Annotated in this window: 14 protein-coding genes; 11 read left to right on the top strand and 3 right to left on the bottom strand. The window is 61.7% G+C overall.

Translation table 11 applies throughout. The features are described from left to right. Nucleotide 1 precedes the first annotated feature (1 nt). The gene (gene serS / locus ACILSE_RS06775; RefSeq protein WP_395716611.1) at nucleotides 2–1,273 is read right to left on the bottom strand and encodes a serine--tRNA ligase; all 1,272 of its coding nucleotides are present in this window, start codon (nucleotides 1,271–1,273) and stop codon (nucleotides 2–4) included. An 87-nt stretch (nucleotides 1,274–1,360) separates the two neighbouring features. On the opposite strand from serS, the gene ACILSE_RS06770 reads away from it, so the two are divergent. The 11 genes from ACILSE_RS06770 (at nucleotide 1,361) to ACILSE_RS06720 (ending at nucleotide 11,923) form a co-directional block, all read left to right on the top strand. Continuing rightward, a complete protein-coding gene (locus ACILSE_RS06770; protein WP_395716610.1) occupies nucleotides 1,361–2,530 on the top strand; it encodes a cysteine desulfurase family protein in 1,170 nt (389 codons plus the stop codon). A 202-nt stretch (nucleotides 2,531–2,732) separates the two neighbouring features. Then, a complete protein-coding gene (locus ACILSE_RS06765; RefSeq protein WP_395716609.1) occupies nucleotides 2,733–3,188 on the top strand; it encodes an acyl-CoA thioesterase in 456 nt (151 codons plus the stop codon). 66 nt (nucleotides 3,189–3,254) lie between these two features. Continuing rightward, the gene (locus ACILSE_RS06760) at nucleotides 3,255–3,920 is read left to right on the top strand and encodes a rhomboid family intramembrane serine protease (protein WP_395716608.1); all 666 of its coding nucleotides are present in this window, start codon (nucleotides 3,255–3,257) and stop codon (nucleotides 3,918–3,920) included. 193 nt (nucleotides 3,921–4,113) lie between these two features. Beyond that, nucleotides 4,114–4,707, top strand: coding sequence for a hypothetical protein (locus ACILSE_RS06755; protein ID WP_395716607.1), 594 nt, complete (start codon nucleotides 4,114–4,116; stop codon nucleotides 4,705–4,707). Between the two features lie 104 nt (nucleotides 4,708–4,811). Next, nucleotides 4,812–5,504 carry an HAD family hydrolase gene (locus ACILSE_RS06750; protein ID WP_395716606.1) on the top strand — a complete coding sequence of 231 codons (693 nt, stop codon included), beginning with the start codon at nucleotides 4,812–4,814 and terminating at the stop codon, nucleotides 5,502–5,504. A 6-nt stretch (nucleotides 5,505–5,510) separates the two neighbouring features. After that, a complete protein-coding gene (locus tag ACILSE_RS06745) occupies nucleotides 5,511–6,437 on the top strand; it encodes a cation diffusion facilitator family transporter (RefSeq protein WP_395716605.1) in 927 nt (308 codons plus the stop codon). Beyond that, on the top strand, nucleotides 6,434–7,204 hold the full coding sequence (locus ACILSE_RS06740; RefSeq protein ID WP_395716604.1) for a biotin--[acetyl-CoA-carboxylase] ligase: 771 nt from the start codon (nucleotides 6,434–6,436) through the stop codon (nucleotides 7,202–7,204). The genes ACILSE_RS06745 and ACILSE_RS06740 overlap by 4 nt, the downstream gene beginning before the upstream one ends. Before the next feature lie 45 nt (nucleotides 7,205–7,249). Further along, on the top strand, nucleotides 7,250–8,959 hold the full coding sequence (argS, locus tag ACILSE_RS06735; RefSeq protein WP_395716603.1) for an arginine--tRNA ligase: 1,710 nt from the start codon (nucleotides 7,250–7,252) through the stop codon (nucleotides 8,957–8,959). A 259-nt stretch (nucleotides 8,960–9,218) separates the two neighbouring features. Next, nucleotides 9,219–10,301 carry a hypothetical protein gene (locus ACILSE_RS06730; RefSeq protein ID WP_395716602.1) on the top strand — a complete coding sequence of 361 codons (1,083 nt, stop codon included), beginning with the start codon at nucleotides 9,219–9,221 and terminating at the stop codon, nucleotides 10,299–10,301. Beyond that, nucleotides 10,298–10,633 (top strand): hypothetical protein, encoded by a 336-nt coding sequence (locus ACILSE_RS06725; RefSeq protein WP_395716601.1) that lies wholly within the window; start codon nucleotides 10,298–10,300, stop codon nucleotides 10,631–10,633. Before ACILSE_RS06730 ends, ACILSE_RS06725 begins: the two co-directional genes overlap by 4 nt. Before the next feature lie 102 nt (nucleotides 10,634–10,735). Then, the gene (locus ACILSE_RS06720) at nucleotides 10,736–11,923 is read left to right on the top strand and encodes a DegT/DnrJ/EryC1/StrS family aminotransferase (protein ID WP_395716600.1); all 1,188 of its coding nucleotides are present in this window, start codon (nucleotides 10,736–10,738) and stop codon (nucleotides 11,921–11,923) included. 11 nt (nucleotides 11,924–11,934) lie between these two features. Here ACILSE_RS06720 and ACILSE_RS06715 read toward each other — a convergent pair whose 3' ends face one another. Beyond that, nucleotides 11,935–12,681: an RluA family pseudouridine synthase gene (locus ACILSE_RS06715; RefSeq protein ID WP_395716599.1), complete on the bottom strand. Its 747-nt coding sequence runs from the start codon at nucleotides 12,679–12,681 to the stop codon at nucleotides 11,935–11,937. After that, nucleotides 12,678–13,556, bottom strand: a complete 879-nt coding sequence (gene rfbD / locus ACILSE_RS06710; protein WP_395716598.1) for a dTDP-4-dehydrorhamnose reductase — start codon at nucleotides 13,554–13,556, stop codon at nucleotides 12,678–12,680. Before rfbD ends, ACILSE_RS06715 begins: the two co-directional genes overlap by 4 nt. Between the last annotated feature and the right edge of the window lie 41 nt (nucleotides 13,557–13,597).

The following is a 13,597-nucleotide window of genomic DNA, read 5'->3' as shown; positions in this document are numbered from 1 at the left end:
GTCAGCCGATTTTGGCGGCCCCAAAGTGGCCGCGCAGCGCCTCGGGGATCACAATCGTGCCGTCCGCCTGCTGATACGTTTCGACGAGGGCCACGAACAAACGCGCCAATGCCGTGCCGGAACCGTTCAGCGTGTGCGGGACGCGATTTTTGCCATTCTCGTCCTTGAAGCGCAGATTCATGCGCCGCGCCTGATAGTCGCCGAAGTTTGAGCAGCTCGACACTTCGAGATACGTCCCCTGCCCCGGCGCCCAGACCTCGATGTCATACGTTTTGGCCGAGCCGAAGCCAATGTCGCCCGTGCACAGCTCGATCACGCGATAATGCAGGCCGAGAAGTTGCAGCACCTTCTCCGCATGACCGGTCAGCGTCTCCAGTTCGGCCATGCTCGTCTCCGGCGTGGTGATTTTCACGAGTTCCACCTTGTCGAATTGATGCATGCGGATCAAACCGCGCGTGCCAAGCCCCGCGCTGCCCGCCTCACGACGGAAACACGGCGTGTAGGCGGCATAATTGATCGGCAGCTTGTCGTGCGGCACGATCTCCTCGCGGTGCAGATTTGTCACCGGCACCTCGGCGGTCGGAATGAGATACAGATCGTCCTCGGGGCTGTGATAGACCTGATCTCCAAACTTCGGAAGTTGTCCCGTGCCGAAAAGGCAGTCCGGCTTCACCAGCAGCGGCGGGCTGATCTCCTGATAACCGTGCTGCGTCGTGTGTAGATCGAGCAGGAAGTTGATCAACGCACGCTCCAGCCGCGCACCCGCGCCGCGATACACCACGAACGCGCTGCCCGTGATCTTCGCGCCGGCTTCAAAGTCAATCATGCCTAGCGCACCGGCCACCGCCGTGTGGTCCTTCGGTTGAAACGAGAACTCAGGCTTTGCGCCCCAAACGCGCACTTCCGGGTTTTCCTCGGCGCTGTGCCCCACCGGGCAGGCCTCATGCGGCAGGTTCGGGATGCTGAGGAGCAGGTCGCGCTGCTTGGCATCGCTCGCATCGGCTTCGCGGCCGATTTCATCGATACGACTGCCGATGCCGCGCACCTCGGCCTCGATGCTGCTGGTGTCCTGGCCGTTTTTTTTCGCTATGCCGATCTCCTTGCTGATCCGGTTGCGGTCGCCCTGCAATTTCTGCCGTTCCGTCTCCGCTGCGCGGCGTTGCGCGTCGATCGCGAGCACCTCATCGACCAGGGACGCATGATCACCGCCGCGGTTGGCGAGGCGTTGTTTGACCAGGTCGGGAGTTTCACGAAGGAGGCGGATGTCGAGCATAGGGCGAGGAGGTTAGCGGCTGACTCCGTTTTGTCGAGTGCGGGAAGGCGGCATTGACAGCACCGCCGGGAGTCCGAACATCACGCCGTGATCTACCTCGACGCCAACGCCACCACGCCCGTCGATCCGGCCGCGCTCGACGCCATGCTGCCGTTCATGCGCGACTACTTCGCGAATCCGTCCGCCGGTCACGCGGGCGGACGCACCGCGGCACGTGCGCTGCACCGGGCGCGCGAGCAGGTGGCGTCGCTCCTTGGGGCGCATCCGGAGGAAATCGTCTTCACCAGCGGCGGGACGGAGTCCATCAATGCGGTGCATGCCTCGGTGCGCTCGCTCTGGCCGGAATCACGCGAGCTCGTCATCACCGGCACCGAACATGCCGCCGTGATCGAGTCCGCCGTGCGCTGGCGGAAAAATGGCGGCACCGTCGTCCACGCTCCTGTGCATTCGGACGGCCGCGTCGATCTCGAAGCGCTGCGCTCACTGGTCAAACCCGGCATCACCGCGCTCGTTTGCATCATGTGGGCAAACAATGAGACCGGAGTGCTCGCGCCCATGCGTGAAATCGTCGAGATCGCGCACTCGGCAGGTGCCCTCGTCCACACGGACGCGGTGCAGGCGGCCGGGAAGGTGCCGGTCGATGTGAAATCCGTGCCGGTCGATTTTCTCAGCCTCAGCGGACATAAAATGCATGCGCCGAAGGGCGTCGGCGCGCTTTACATCAGCAAACGCGTCCGCTTTGAGCCTCTGCTGCTCGGTGGCGGCCAGGAAAACGGACGCCGCAGCGGCACGGAAAACGTCCCGGGCATCGTCGCCCTCGGCGTGGCGGCTGACCTTGCCCAGCAGCATTTGAACGACGGGACCAAGGCGCGCATCCATGCCATGCGCGATCGTTTCGAGCATGTCGTGCATGCCGCGTTTCCAGAAATGCGCATCCACGGCAGCCTCACGCATCGTCTGCACAACACGAGCTCGTTCTGCGTCCCTGGGATCGATGCCGCGGGCATGCTCATCCTCCTCGATAAGGTGGGAATCGCCTGCTCCGCCGGCTCCGCGTGCCACACGGGCGCCCTGCATCCTTCCCAGGCACTCGAGGCGATGGGCGTCAGCGCCCGCGACGCCGCCTGCACCCTGCGTTTCTCCTTCCACCGCTTCAACACCAAGCCTGAGGCCGAAACCGCCGCACGAGCGGTGATCGAGGCCGCGATGAAAATGCGCGCCGAAATGGGCGAGGGTGAGCTTGTCTCCGTGAGCTAAAAATGACGAATGAAGAAATCAGAATGACGAATGAATGCCCAGGCCCGAATGACTCAATGCGGAGTGCTTCGAATGCCCTGCCCGACATTCGGTTTTATGTCATTGGTCATTCATCCGTCCTTCGACATTCTGATTTCGTCATTTCCCGCCCCGCCAAACCCCACGGCATCCAAACCACCTGATCGCACCTTTTCCCAACACCATGCACCGCTTCACCTGCACCGAACGCGTCCAGTTTTCCGACACCGACATGGCCGGCATCGTCCACTTCTCGAATTTCTTCCGCTACATGGAGCGCGTGGAGCACGCGTTCTTCCGCAGTCTCGGCTTTTCCATAGTTGATCCGGCCCATGCCGGCGAGGAACGCGTCGGGTGGCCGCGAGTGCACGCCTCCTGCGACTACATGGCGCCGCTGCGCTTCGAGGAGGAGTTTGAATGCGAGCTGCTCGTCGAAGAGGTGCGCACGAAGGTCATCCGCTACATCATCCGCTTCTGGAAGGGAGACAGCGAACTCGCGGCCGAAGGCCGCATCACCGCCGCCTGCGTCCGCAAAGATCCCGCCACCGGCAAAATGAAGGCCGTCGAGATCCCGCAGCGCTTCCGCGACAAGATCGAGCCCGCGCCGCATGAGATGCTGCGCAGGCCGGATCGGAAATGATGCGCGCACCCATGCCGCAAAGAAGCGCTCGATCACGGGCCGCGATGCCCGCTTCTTCTCACAGCCATGCTCCTCCTGCCCTACGAGATTGAAACACTCACTCAAGAACGCCCTTGGGCGAACTGGCTGCTCGTTGCCGCTTGCAGCTTTATCTCCATCGCAGCCATGTGGGGAGGTCTCCCTGAGCAAACCGCCAACAGCCTGGTGCTCAACGGATGGTCCTTCACCGGCCTCGCCGGCCATGTGCTGCTGCATTCCAGCCTCGACCATCTGATCGGCAACATGATTTTCCTCTGGGTTTTCGGAAATGCGATCTGCACCAACACCAGCAACTGGCTCTACCTGCCCGTTTTCATCCTCTGCACGCTCCTTGCTGCGGCGGTCCATGTGCTGGCGGACGGCTCACCCGCCGCCGGAGCGAGCGGCGCGGTGAACGGCATCGTGGGCATCGTCCTGGCGATGTATCCGCTCAACCGTGTCAATGTGCTGTGGTTCTTCCTCGTGCAGGGCGGCACCTTCTCATGCCCGGCCTGGGTGATGATCATGCTGTGGTTCATCTTCGATGTCTGGGGCGTCCTCTCAGGCGGTGACCACATCGCCTACTGGGCGCACACCGGCGGCCTGCTCGCCGGGGTCGGCATCGGCCTGCTGTGCCTGCACCTTGGCTGGTTTCAACTCACCCAACTCGACCATCGTTCGCTGCTGCAAATTCTCAGGGGTGATGATGAATAGACTTCAGCGGGCCTGGTTTGACGAAACGAACATGATCTGGTGCTTCCACAACTCCAACAGGCTACCCGAAAGTCCCTGGGGCACTTACCCGTTTTCTCAGCACCGGGTGTTGTCACAAGACGACAAAAACTGAACAAAGCCGTTGTCGCAGGCGTTCTCCCTTGGCAATTCATCGCCTCCACATCCGCTCCTCGTGAACTCCCAACCCAAACCCAAAATCATGCAGACCTGGCTCATCTACGCTCTTCTCACCGTGCTCTCCTGGGGCGTCTATGGCGTCATCCTTCACGCGGCACGCTCGAAGATGCCCATGGGTCCTGAAACACCGAATGCCGGTCTCAAAGCCTTCCTGTTTGTGTGCATCGCCTACGCCATCATCGGCATCGTGGCCGCGCTGGTGCTGAAGGCCCGTGGGACCAACTGGAGCTTCACCGGAGACTCCGGCAGCGGCATCCCGCTGAGCCTCGTCGCAGGCATCGCCGGAGCTCTCGGCGCCCTCACGCTCGTGCTTGCTCTCGGAGCGGCCGCAACACCGATCCTCAAAGGCGGCGGTGGATTCGGCGTCGCCGCCGCCGCGGCTGTGATGCCCATCGTTTTCGCCGGGGCACCGGTCATCAACACCATCACCGCCATGGTCGTGCATCCGCCGGAAGGTGGCTGGACCAAACTGCCGCTGCCCTTCATCCTCGGCTGCGTCCTCGCTGCCAGCGGTGCCTTCCTGGTCGCCAAATTCGCCCCCTCGAACACCGGTGGTGCCAAGCCGGGCGCTGCGGCAAAGCCGCACTGAAAATGACGAAACCAGAATGAGGAATGACGAATGAAGCCTCAATGACGAAGTGCTAACCGCCTTCGCTCTTCTTCGTCATTCGGATTTCGTCATTCCTTCCTCCCATGCCCCGCCTTCTTCTCTTCGACATCGACGGCACCCTGATCGACAGCAACGGCGCTGGCGGCTCCGCGATTCTTGACGCCGCGGAGGAATGGTTCGGCATCCGTAGAGAGGAACTGCCGCCACTGCAGCTCGCCGGAGCCACCGATCCCGCCATCGCGATGGATGTGTTCGGGCTCGTCAATCGTCCGCACACGCCGGAGGAGGTCTTTTCCTTCCTCGATCGCTATCTCGCCCATCTGCACAGGCGCCTGCACGCGGAAGAATTCAGCGGTTTTACACTGCCCGGAGTAAAAACCTTGCTCGATGTCCTGCGTGACGAACCCGACGCCCATCTCGGCCTGCTCACCGGCAACATCCGTCGCGGCGCGGAGATCAAGCTCGGCCGCCACGGCATCTATGACCGCTTTCTCGACGGCGGCTTCGGCAGCGATCATCACGACCGCAACCAGCTCGGCCCCATCGCGCAAAGGCGCATGCAGGACGCCACCGGCGCCCGCTACGACATTGCGGATGTCATCGTCATCGGCGACACCCCCAAAGACATCCGCTGCGCCGAGGCCTTCGGTGCGAAATGTCTCGCGGTCGCCACCGGACAGTATTCCGCGGACGAACTGAGTGCCCTGAAACCGTGGCGCACGGTCGAATCCTTTGCCGACGTGCCCGCGATTGTTAATTTGCTGCTGCGAGACTGATCCGCCATGAGCAACACAACCGACGCCACCCGTGCCATGCGGCTATCGCTGGCCATCGGTTTCCTCATGCTCGTGCTCAAAGTCGGCGCGTATGTGCTGACGGGATCGGCGGCGATCCTCGGTGATGCGGCAGAGTCGGTCGTGCATGTCGCCGCCGTGATGTTTGCCGCCTTCAGCCTCGGCTTGTTGAACAAACCCGCCGACACGGATCACCCCTACGGCCACTCTAAGATCGCTTTTTTCTCCGCAGGCATCGAGGGCGCTCTAATCATCATCGCGGCACTCTTCATCATTTATGAATCCGTGCGCCGCCTGCTGCTGCATCTGCCGCCGGCAAATCTGGACCAGGGCCTGGCGCTCACCGCGCTCACCATCGCCATCAATGCCGCGCTCGGTCTCTACCTCGTCCGCACGGGGAGAAAACAAGGCTCACTGATCCTCGAATCCAATGGCAAGCACGTGCTCACCGACGTGTGGACCAGTCTTGGTGCCATCATCGGCCTCGGCCTCGTCGCCATCACCGGCTGGCACAGTTGGGATTCCATCTGCGGCCTCATCATGGCCGGGAACATCATCTGGACCGGCTACGGTCTCATGCGCCAAAGCGTCGGCGGCTTGATGGACACCGCCGATCCGCGGCTCAATGCCGCGCTCGATGCCGCCCTGCGGCGTGAGACTGAAAAACACGGCCTCCAATTCCACGCACTGCGCCATCGCGATGCGGGCGAGATGCATTACGTCGAGGTGCATCTCCTTTTTGACGATGACATCATCCTGCGCGACGCCCATCGCATCGCCACCGAGATCGAACATGCCGTGCAGACCAGCGTGGACCGCCCTGTGCTCATCACCACCCACCTCGAATGTCAGGGGGATCATGACGAGCTCCATCAGCACGGCGAAGCCAGCGACCCAAACAGGAAACGCGCATGATCCCGCTCAATGTCGAGCGTCTGAATCACGAAGAGATGCCGTGGCAGGTCACGGTGCTGGACGAGGTTGACTCGACCAGTGACTGGCTCAAATCAAAAGCCGCGCAGTCACCCGTCGGCACGGTCATTTTCACCGAAAGCCAGACCGCAGGTCGTGGTCGTCGTGACAACCGCTGGATCGCCCCGCGAGGCAAAGACTTGATGTTCTCGCTGCTTTTTCAGCCCCCTTCCCCGCTCGAAAAATGGCCGCGCATCACCACCCTGGCCGCGCTGGCCATCTGCAAGGCCATCGAAGCCGAACTGCCTCTGCAACCACGCATCAAATGGCCGAACGACTTGTATTTGGACAACCGCAAGATCAGCGGCCTGCTCGCCGAGACCGTTTCAACTCCGGACGGCCTGCTTCTCGTGCTCGGCATCGGTTTGAACGTCAACACGCTCGACTTTCCGTCTGAACTGCCCGCCACATCGCTCCTGAAGCAGCTTTCCTCACCCATCCTTCACGAGATCGACCGCAACACACTCGCCAGCCGCCTGCTCGGCACGCTGCAAGCCGAATTCCAGCGCATCGAAGACGACTTCACCGCCGCCATCGCCGAGGTCCGAGAACGAAGCTGGCTCATCGGCAGACAAATCCGCGCCCAAGCCCCGCAAGGCGAGGTTTTTGGCCGCGTGCTCGATTTGAATGAGGAAGGCCACCTCATCCTCGAAATTCCCGACGGCAGCACCCACACCCTGACCAGCGCCGACGAGGTGCGCCGGGTGTAATTCGCCATTCGACATTCGGATTTCGTCATTCACAATCCGCACCCCATGTTCCGCGCCATTCTCACGTCCCGCCTGCAAGCCGCCTTCGCCGCGGCAGGCATCGAACTGCCTGAAGGCTTTACGCCCAATGTCGTCATCGCCTCCGACACCCGCTACGGAGACTACCAGAGCAATGCGGCAATGACGCTGGCAAAGCAGCTCAAGACGAACCCGCGTGCACTCGCCCAGCAGATTGTGGACAAACTGGACGTCGCCGACCTCTGCGAGAAGACCAGCATCGACGGCCCAGGCTTCCTGAACTTCACGCTCAGCGCCGCCGCGCTCGCGCAGCGGCTCTCCGTGATCGTGTCCGATGACAAAGCCGGCGTTCCGGCAGTCGTGGAGCCGAAAACCATCGTCATTGACTTCTCCGCCCCGAACATCGCCAAACCGATGCACGTCGGCCACATCCGAAGCACTTTCATCGGCGACTCGCTGGCCCGTATCGCCCGCCTCGTGGGCCACAAGGTCATCACCGACAACCACATCGGCGACTGGGGCACGCAGTTCGGCATGATCCTGCACGGCTGGAAGACCATCCTCAATCACGAGGCGCTCGACAAAGATCCGATCCAGGAGCTCGTGCGCGTTTACAAGGCGGTGAACGCGCATACGAAGGCCGACGAGGCCGTGCTGACCACCTGCCGCACCGAATTGGTGAAGCTCCAGCAGGGCGATCCTGACAACATGGAGATCTGGACCCGCTGCGTGGCGCTTTCGCTGGAGCAGTTGCGCCAGATTTACAGCAAGCTCGACATTCACTTCGACCACTACCTCGGTGAGAGCGCCTACAACGACAAGCTCGCGCCGCTCGTCGAGCATCTGCTCACCAGCGGCATCGCGGAGATCAGCGATGGCGCGACCTGCGTCTTCTTCCGCGACGTGCCGGAGCTTGCCGACAAGCCCTGCCTCATCCGCAAGAGCGACGGCGGCTTTCTTTACGCCACCACCGACCTCGCCACGATCGACCACCGCATCAACGAGTGGAAGGCCGATGAGATCTGGTATGTCGTCGGCGCACCGCAGGAGTTGCACTTCCGTCAGCTATTCCAAGTCGCGAAAAAGCGCGGCCAGACCACGCGCATGCAGCACATCGCCTTTGGCAGCATCCTCGGCCAGGACGGCAAGATGTTCAAAACGCGCTCCGGCGAGAGCGTGGGCCTGCTCGAAGTGCTCGACGAGGCCGTCGAACGCGCCGCCGCCGTCGTCGCCGAACGCGAGGGGCTTTCCGATCTCGAAAAACTCCAGATCGCCGAGGTCATCGGCACCGGCGCGGTCAAATACGCCGAGCTGAGCCAGCACCGCATGACCGACTACAAGTTCAGTTGGGACAAGATGCTGGCATTGCAAGGCAACACCGCGCCCTACCTCATCAACGCTTATGTCCGCACCAAGAGCATCTTCCGCAAGCTAGACGGGGCCGTCACGCTGACGCCGGATTTGACGATCACGGAGCCCGCCGAGCGTGCCCTGGCCCTCAAACTGTCCCAGCTCGCCGAAACCACGCACGACGTGCTGCTCGACTTCCGCCCGAACTTGCTCGCCAGCTACCTTTACGAGCTGGCTGACACCTACCACAGCTTCTACGAGGCTTGTCCCGTGCTACGAGCCGAAGGAGCCGTCAAAAACACTCGCCTGACGCTCTGCGAAGCTACCAGCCGTGTTTTGAAGACCGGTTTGGGCCTGCTGGGCATTCAGACGACGGAAAGGATGTGACGCGACGAACCATCTAACGTGGCCGATATGGCGTCTTGATACTGTCGCACCGCGGATGAGCACTTTTTGATTCGATCACGCCTTGCGCTGCTTCGCCATCTCGGCAGCCCGGGACGCGCTTGCCGCTTTTCTCATCGTGCAGCCGGGGCTGGAGGGCGCAGGCTGGTCAGGTCCAGGCCTTTGAGGTGGAGGCCCGGGCGGAATGTCGGCGATCAAAATGAGGGAGCCGACGACGGGAAAAAGATGGCGTTTGATGCTCATGGCGGGCAAAATCATGACGTTCGGCCGGAAAAGCGTCAATGAACATCTCGTGAATCATGAAACCAAGCTCCCAGCCAGTGCTGAGGCAGTGCTGGCTCCTTTGGACCGCGTGCGTTGGATGCTGCTGAAGCTGCTCGGACCGCTGGTAAAGCCGCTGGTGCGGCGGCGTGAGTTGCGCGTTCTGGCAGCCGGTTGCGGGGTGGTCGGTCTCTCGTTGGCAGCCGTGCTGATCTCACCTTTCTGGCTGCTGGCACTGGGACCGGTGGTGCTCGGCGTGCCGCATTTGGTGGCGGACATTCGTTACCTCGTGTTGCGGCCCGGATTGCATCGTCGCCGCATCTTGTGGCTGCCAGTAGGCTTGCCCCTGCTGTTGGCCGGCACCTCCAATTTCAACATGACAAGTGGTCTGGCGGCCTGCGCGGCGATGGCGCTGCTGGCACGCGGAACTTGGACACGCAAAGGGATCGCGTTGGGAACCATCGCAGCCCTCACCGCTGCTGCGTGGGCTGCAGGAGATGTGGCGGCGCTCATTTTCGCTCACCTGCATAACTTCATCGCCGTGCTGCTATGGTGGTGCTGGCGGCCTCGAAAGGGACTGCGGCGGCAGGCCGTGGTGCCGTTGTTGTTTCTCATCGCATCCATTTTGCTCGCGGCAGGCTGGCTGGAACCTTGGGCGCGTGGTTTTGCGTGGCAACCATCGGGTCTGGGTCCGAATTACCATCTGTCGTTTCTAGCGCCTGGTGTCGCGGCACCGTGGGCGCTGCGACTGGTGCTGCTCTTCGCTTTTGCCCAGTCCGTCCACTACGGTGTGTGGCTGCGCCTGATTCCCGAGGACGACAGGCTGCAGGAGACTCCACGCACCTTCCGCGCCAGCGCACGCGCCCTGCAGACTGACCTGGGTAAGCCACTGCTGGCCGGGGCGGCGGTCATGGCGCTCGGTATCGCAGTGTGGTCCGTTTTTGATCTGGCCGCCGCGCGGGAGAACTACCTGCGCATGGCGCTCTTCCATGGATACCTGGAACTGATCGCCGCCACCTGGCTCTTTGTGGAGCGTCCCACGAGCGTGGAGGTATCCGCATGAGCACCAATGAATGGACCGGAGCCTTTCTTCTTACTCACATGATCGAGGTGCCCGTTTATCTGCTGGCTGCACGTGCTCTGCCCAAGCCAAGGCGTGCTTTTTACGCCTTCGGTGCGAGCGCGATCACGCATCCGATCATCTGGTTTTGCCTGCCTTGGTCCAGCGGCCCCTATGTTCCGCTGCTGATCATCGCCGAAACCTTTGCCGTGGTCGTTGAGGCACTATGGAGCCGCTGGTGGAATGTTCGGCGCGCGTGGTCCTTCTCTTTGCTCGCAAATGCTTCCAGCGCATGCCTGGGCTTTGCCATTCGTCACGGTTTCCTTTACACATGAAATGTGAGGCTCACCGAAGCCGCCTGGCTTGACGAGAAGTTTCCCCAGCTTGCACTGGCACCTCCGTCATTCATCATTACTCATTCGTCATTCTCCTCCGCCATGCCAGTCCCCCTCCTCGACGTCAACGCCCAAAACTTGCCCCTCGAATCCGAACTCCAGACCGCCTTCACCAAGGTGCTGCATCATGGCAGGTTCATCATGGGACCGGAGATGGAGGCGTTTGAGGCGGAAGTCGCCGCGATGGTCGGCGTGAAACACGCGCTGTCCGTCTCCTCCGGCACGGACGCGCTGCTGCTGGCGCTCATGGCGCTGGACATCCAGCCGGGCGACGAGGTGTTGTGCCCGGCGTTCACGTTTTTCGCCACAGCGGGCGCGGTTTCACGTCTCGGTGCCGTTCCGGTGTTCACGGATGTCTGCCCGATCTGCTTCAACATGGACGTGAACGACGCGCGCAGAAAGATCACGGCAAAAACGAAGGTGATCATGCCGGTGCATCTGTTCGGACAATGCGCGGACATGGACCCGCTCCTGGCGCTGGCCAAGGAACACGGCCTCAAAGTGATCGAGGACACGGCGCAGTCGATCGGCGCGCAGTACAAAGGCCGGCAGGCCGGCACGATGGGCGAATTCGGCACCTACAGCTTCTTCCCGAGCAAAAATCTCGGCGGATTCGGCGACGGCGGCATGCTGGTGACGAATGACGACAACCTGGCCGAATATGCCCGCGTACTGCGCGTGCATGGCGGCAAGCCGAAGTACTATCATCACTACGTCGGCGGCAATTTCCGCATGGACACGCTGCAATGCGCGCTGCTGAGCGTGAAAGTGAAGCGCTACGCTCAATACACCGCCGACCGCCAGCGCAACGCGGCCCATTACATCGCCGAACTGTCGAAACTGCCCGGCGTCGTCCAGGCCGACCCGTCGCACTGCAAGTGCGTGAAGTTGCAGGACGACTGGCTGGCCGCACAGAACGCGAAGATCGTGCTTCCGGTCAGTTACGCGCACAATTCGCACATCTGGAACCAGTTCACGTTGCGAGTGCTCGGCGGCAAACGGGATTCGCTGCGCGATCATCTTGTAGCAAAAAAAATCGGCTGCGACATCTACTACCCGGTCACGCTCGACCAGCAGAAGTGTTTCGCGAACCTGCCGGACAGCTCACGCGCCGGCTGCGAAGTTTCGCATCGCGTCGCAGGCGAGGTGCTCAGCATTCCGATCTACGGTGAACTAACCGAAGCCCAGCGCAACGAGGTCATCGCCGCGATTAGCGAGTGGCTGGCTTGAGGCCGTTTGCTTTAGGCTTCGACGCTTTTCATGCCCGCAGCCGCCAGAACGGAGCCTAAGTCTGCGGGCAGTGGTGCTTTAACAATGAGCATCTGGCCTGAGGCTGGGTGTTTGAGACGCAGTTCATGGGCATGCAGGAACAAACGGCGCGAGCCGAGGCTCTGGCGGAGTTTGCGATTCAAATCGAACGAGCCATAGACATCGTCGCCCACAAGCGGCAGACGTCGTGAAGCGGCCTGAACGCGGATTTGATGGGTTTTACCGGTGATCAGCTCGATCTCGACAAGCGAGAGCCGATGCGCCGGGGAATACTCGATCAAGCGATACTTCGCCTCGGCATTCGGACGTGGACCGTGACGCACCGTGGTGCGCACCTGATGGCGCTCATGCGTCGTGATGAGGTGGTCCAGCCATACACCTTCGTTTTTCAATCCGCCGCCAGTGCAGAGCGCGAGGTAAATTTTCCGCACTGACTCGGCCTCAAACGCCTCGCGGCATGCGGCGGCCGTCTTTTCGTCCTTCGCGGCCAGCAGCACGCCGGAGGTGTCCTGGTCGAGACGATGAATCAGCCATGTTTTTCCCGCAGGGCCGGTAAAACAGCGGCTCTCCGCGTCATAACGGCCCTCAAAGGCCGCGGACTGCGGTTTAGCGGATTTTGGATTCGGGTGTGAGAGCACGCCGTGCGGCTTGTTCACCACGAGGAGGAAACGATCCTCATGCAAAACCTCACAGCGGGTGATGGCGGTCCCTGAACTCATTTTTTCTGATATCTGGCCGTCAGATAATCCTCCAAAGCCGTGCTCCAATTGCGGATCTCTCGGCCAAGCAGTGTCTGGAGCTTTTCATTGCTCATCACCGTATGCAAAGGACGCGCGGCTTTCATCTGGGTGAGCTCGGCGAGCCGGATCGGCCGCACCGATGTGGTTTTCAGCGGCAGACCGAGCCAGGACGCGATGTCGAGTGTTGTCTCGGCCCACAAATGCCACGAGGCGATGCCGCTGTTGCAAAGATGCAGCACGCCTGATGACGGATGCCCGATGAGATGCGCGATCCATTCGCAAACATCCACCGTGCTTGTCGGGACGGAGACTTTGTCAGCGACGGAGCAGACATCGTCGCTCTGCAGCGCCCGTTCGATCATCAAGTCGGGATGACTCGGTTTGTCAGGACCGAAGAGCCATGAAACGCGGGCCACGAGGGCGTCCGGGCATGCTTTGAGCACGGCCAGTTCGCCTTCGCGCTTGGTGCGGCCATAAACATTCACCGGCCGCGTCTCATCGTCCTCGTGCCAGAGATCATGCGGCTCGCCGCTGAAAACGTAGTCGGTGCTGAAGTGGATCAGGCGCGCTCCACGCGCCTGACAGACCTCCGCGAGAGCCTGCGGGCCTTCAACGTTGGCGAGCCGTGCCTTGTCTGGCTGCGCTTCGCACACATCAGGGCTGGTGAGGGCGACGGGATTGAGCAGCACGTCGAAATCACACCGTGAAAGCGCCGCCGCGACAGCTTCCGGGCGCTCCAGGTCGAGTTCCGCACGCGTCCAGGCAGTGACCTGATGCGTCTGCGAAAGCTGGCGCGTCAAGGTACGCCCGAGCCCGCCGTTGGAACCGAGGATGAGGAGGCGTGACGATGGCATGACGCATGCTTGCCAAGCCTCCCGAGCTTGCAAAGCCAAAA

The organism is Prosthecobacter sp. (genome assembly GCF_044236155.1).
In the GTDB taxonomy this organism is placed as follows: domain Bacteria; phylum Verrucomicrobiota; class Verrucomicrobiia; order Verrucomicrobiales; family Verrucomicrobiaceae; genus Prosthecobacter.
Note: the sequence above shows the minus strand (reverse complement) of the source record. Positions and strands in the feature narration are given on the sequence as shown.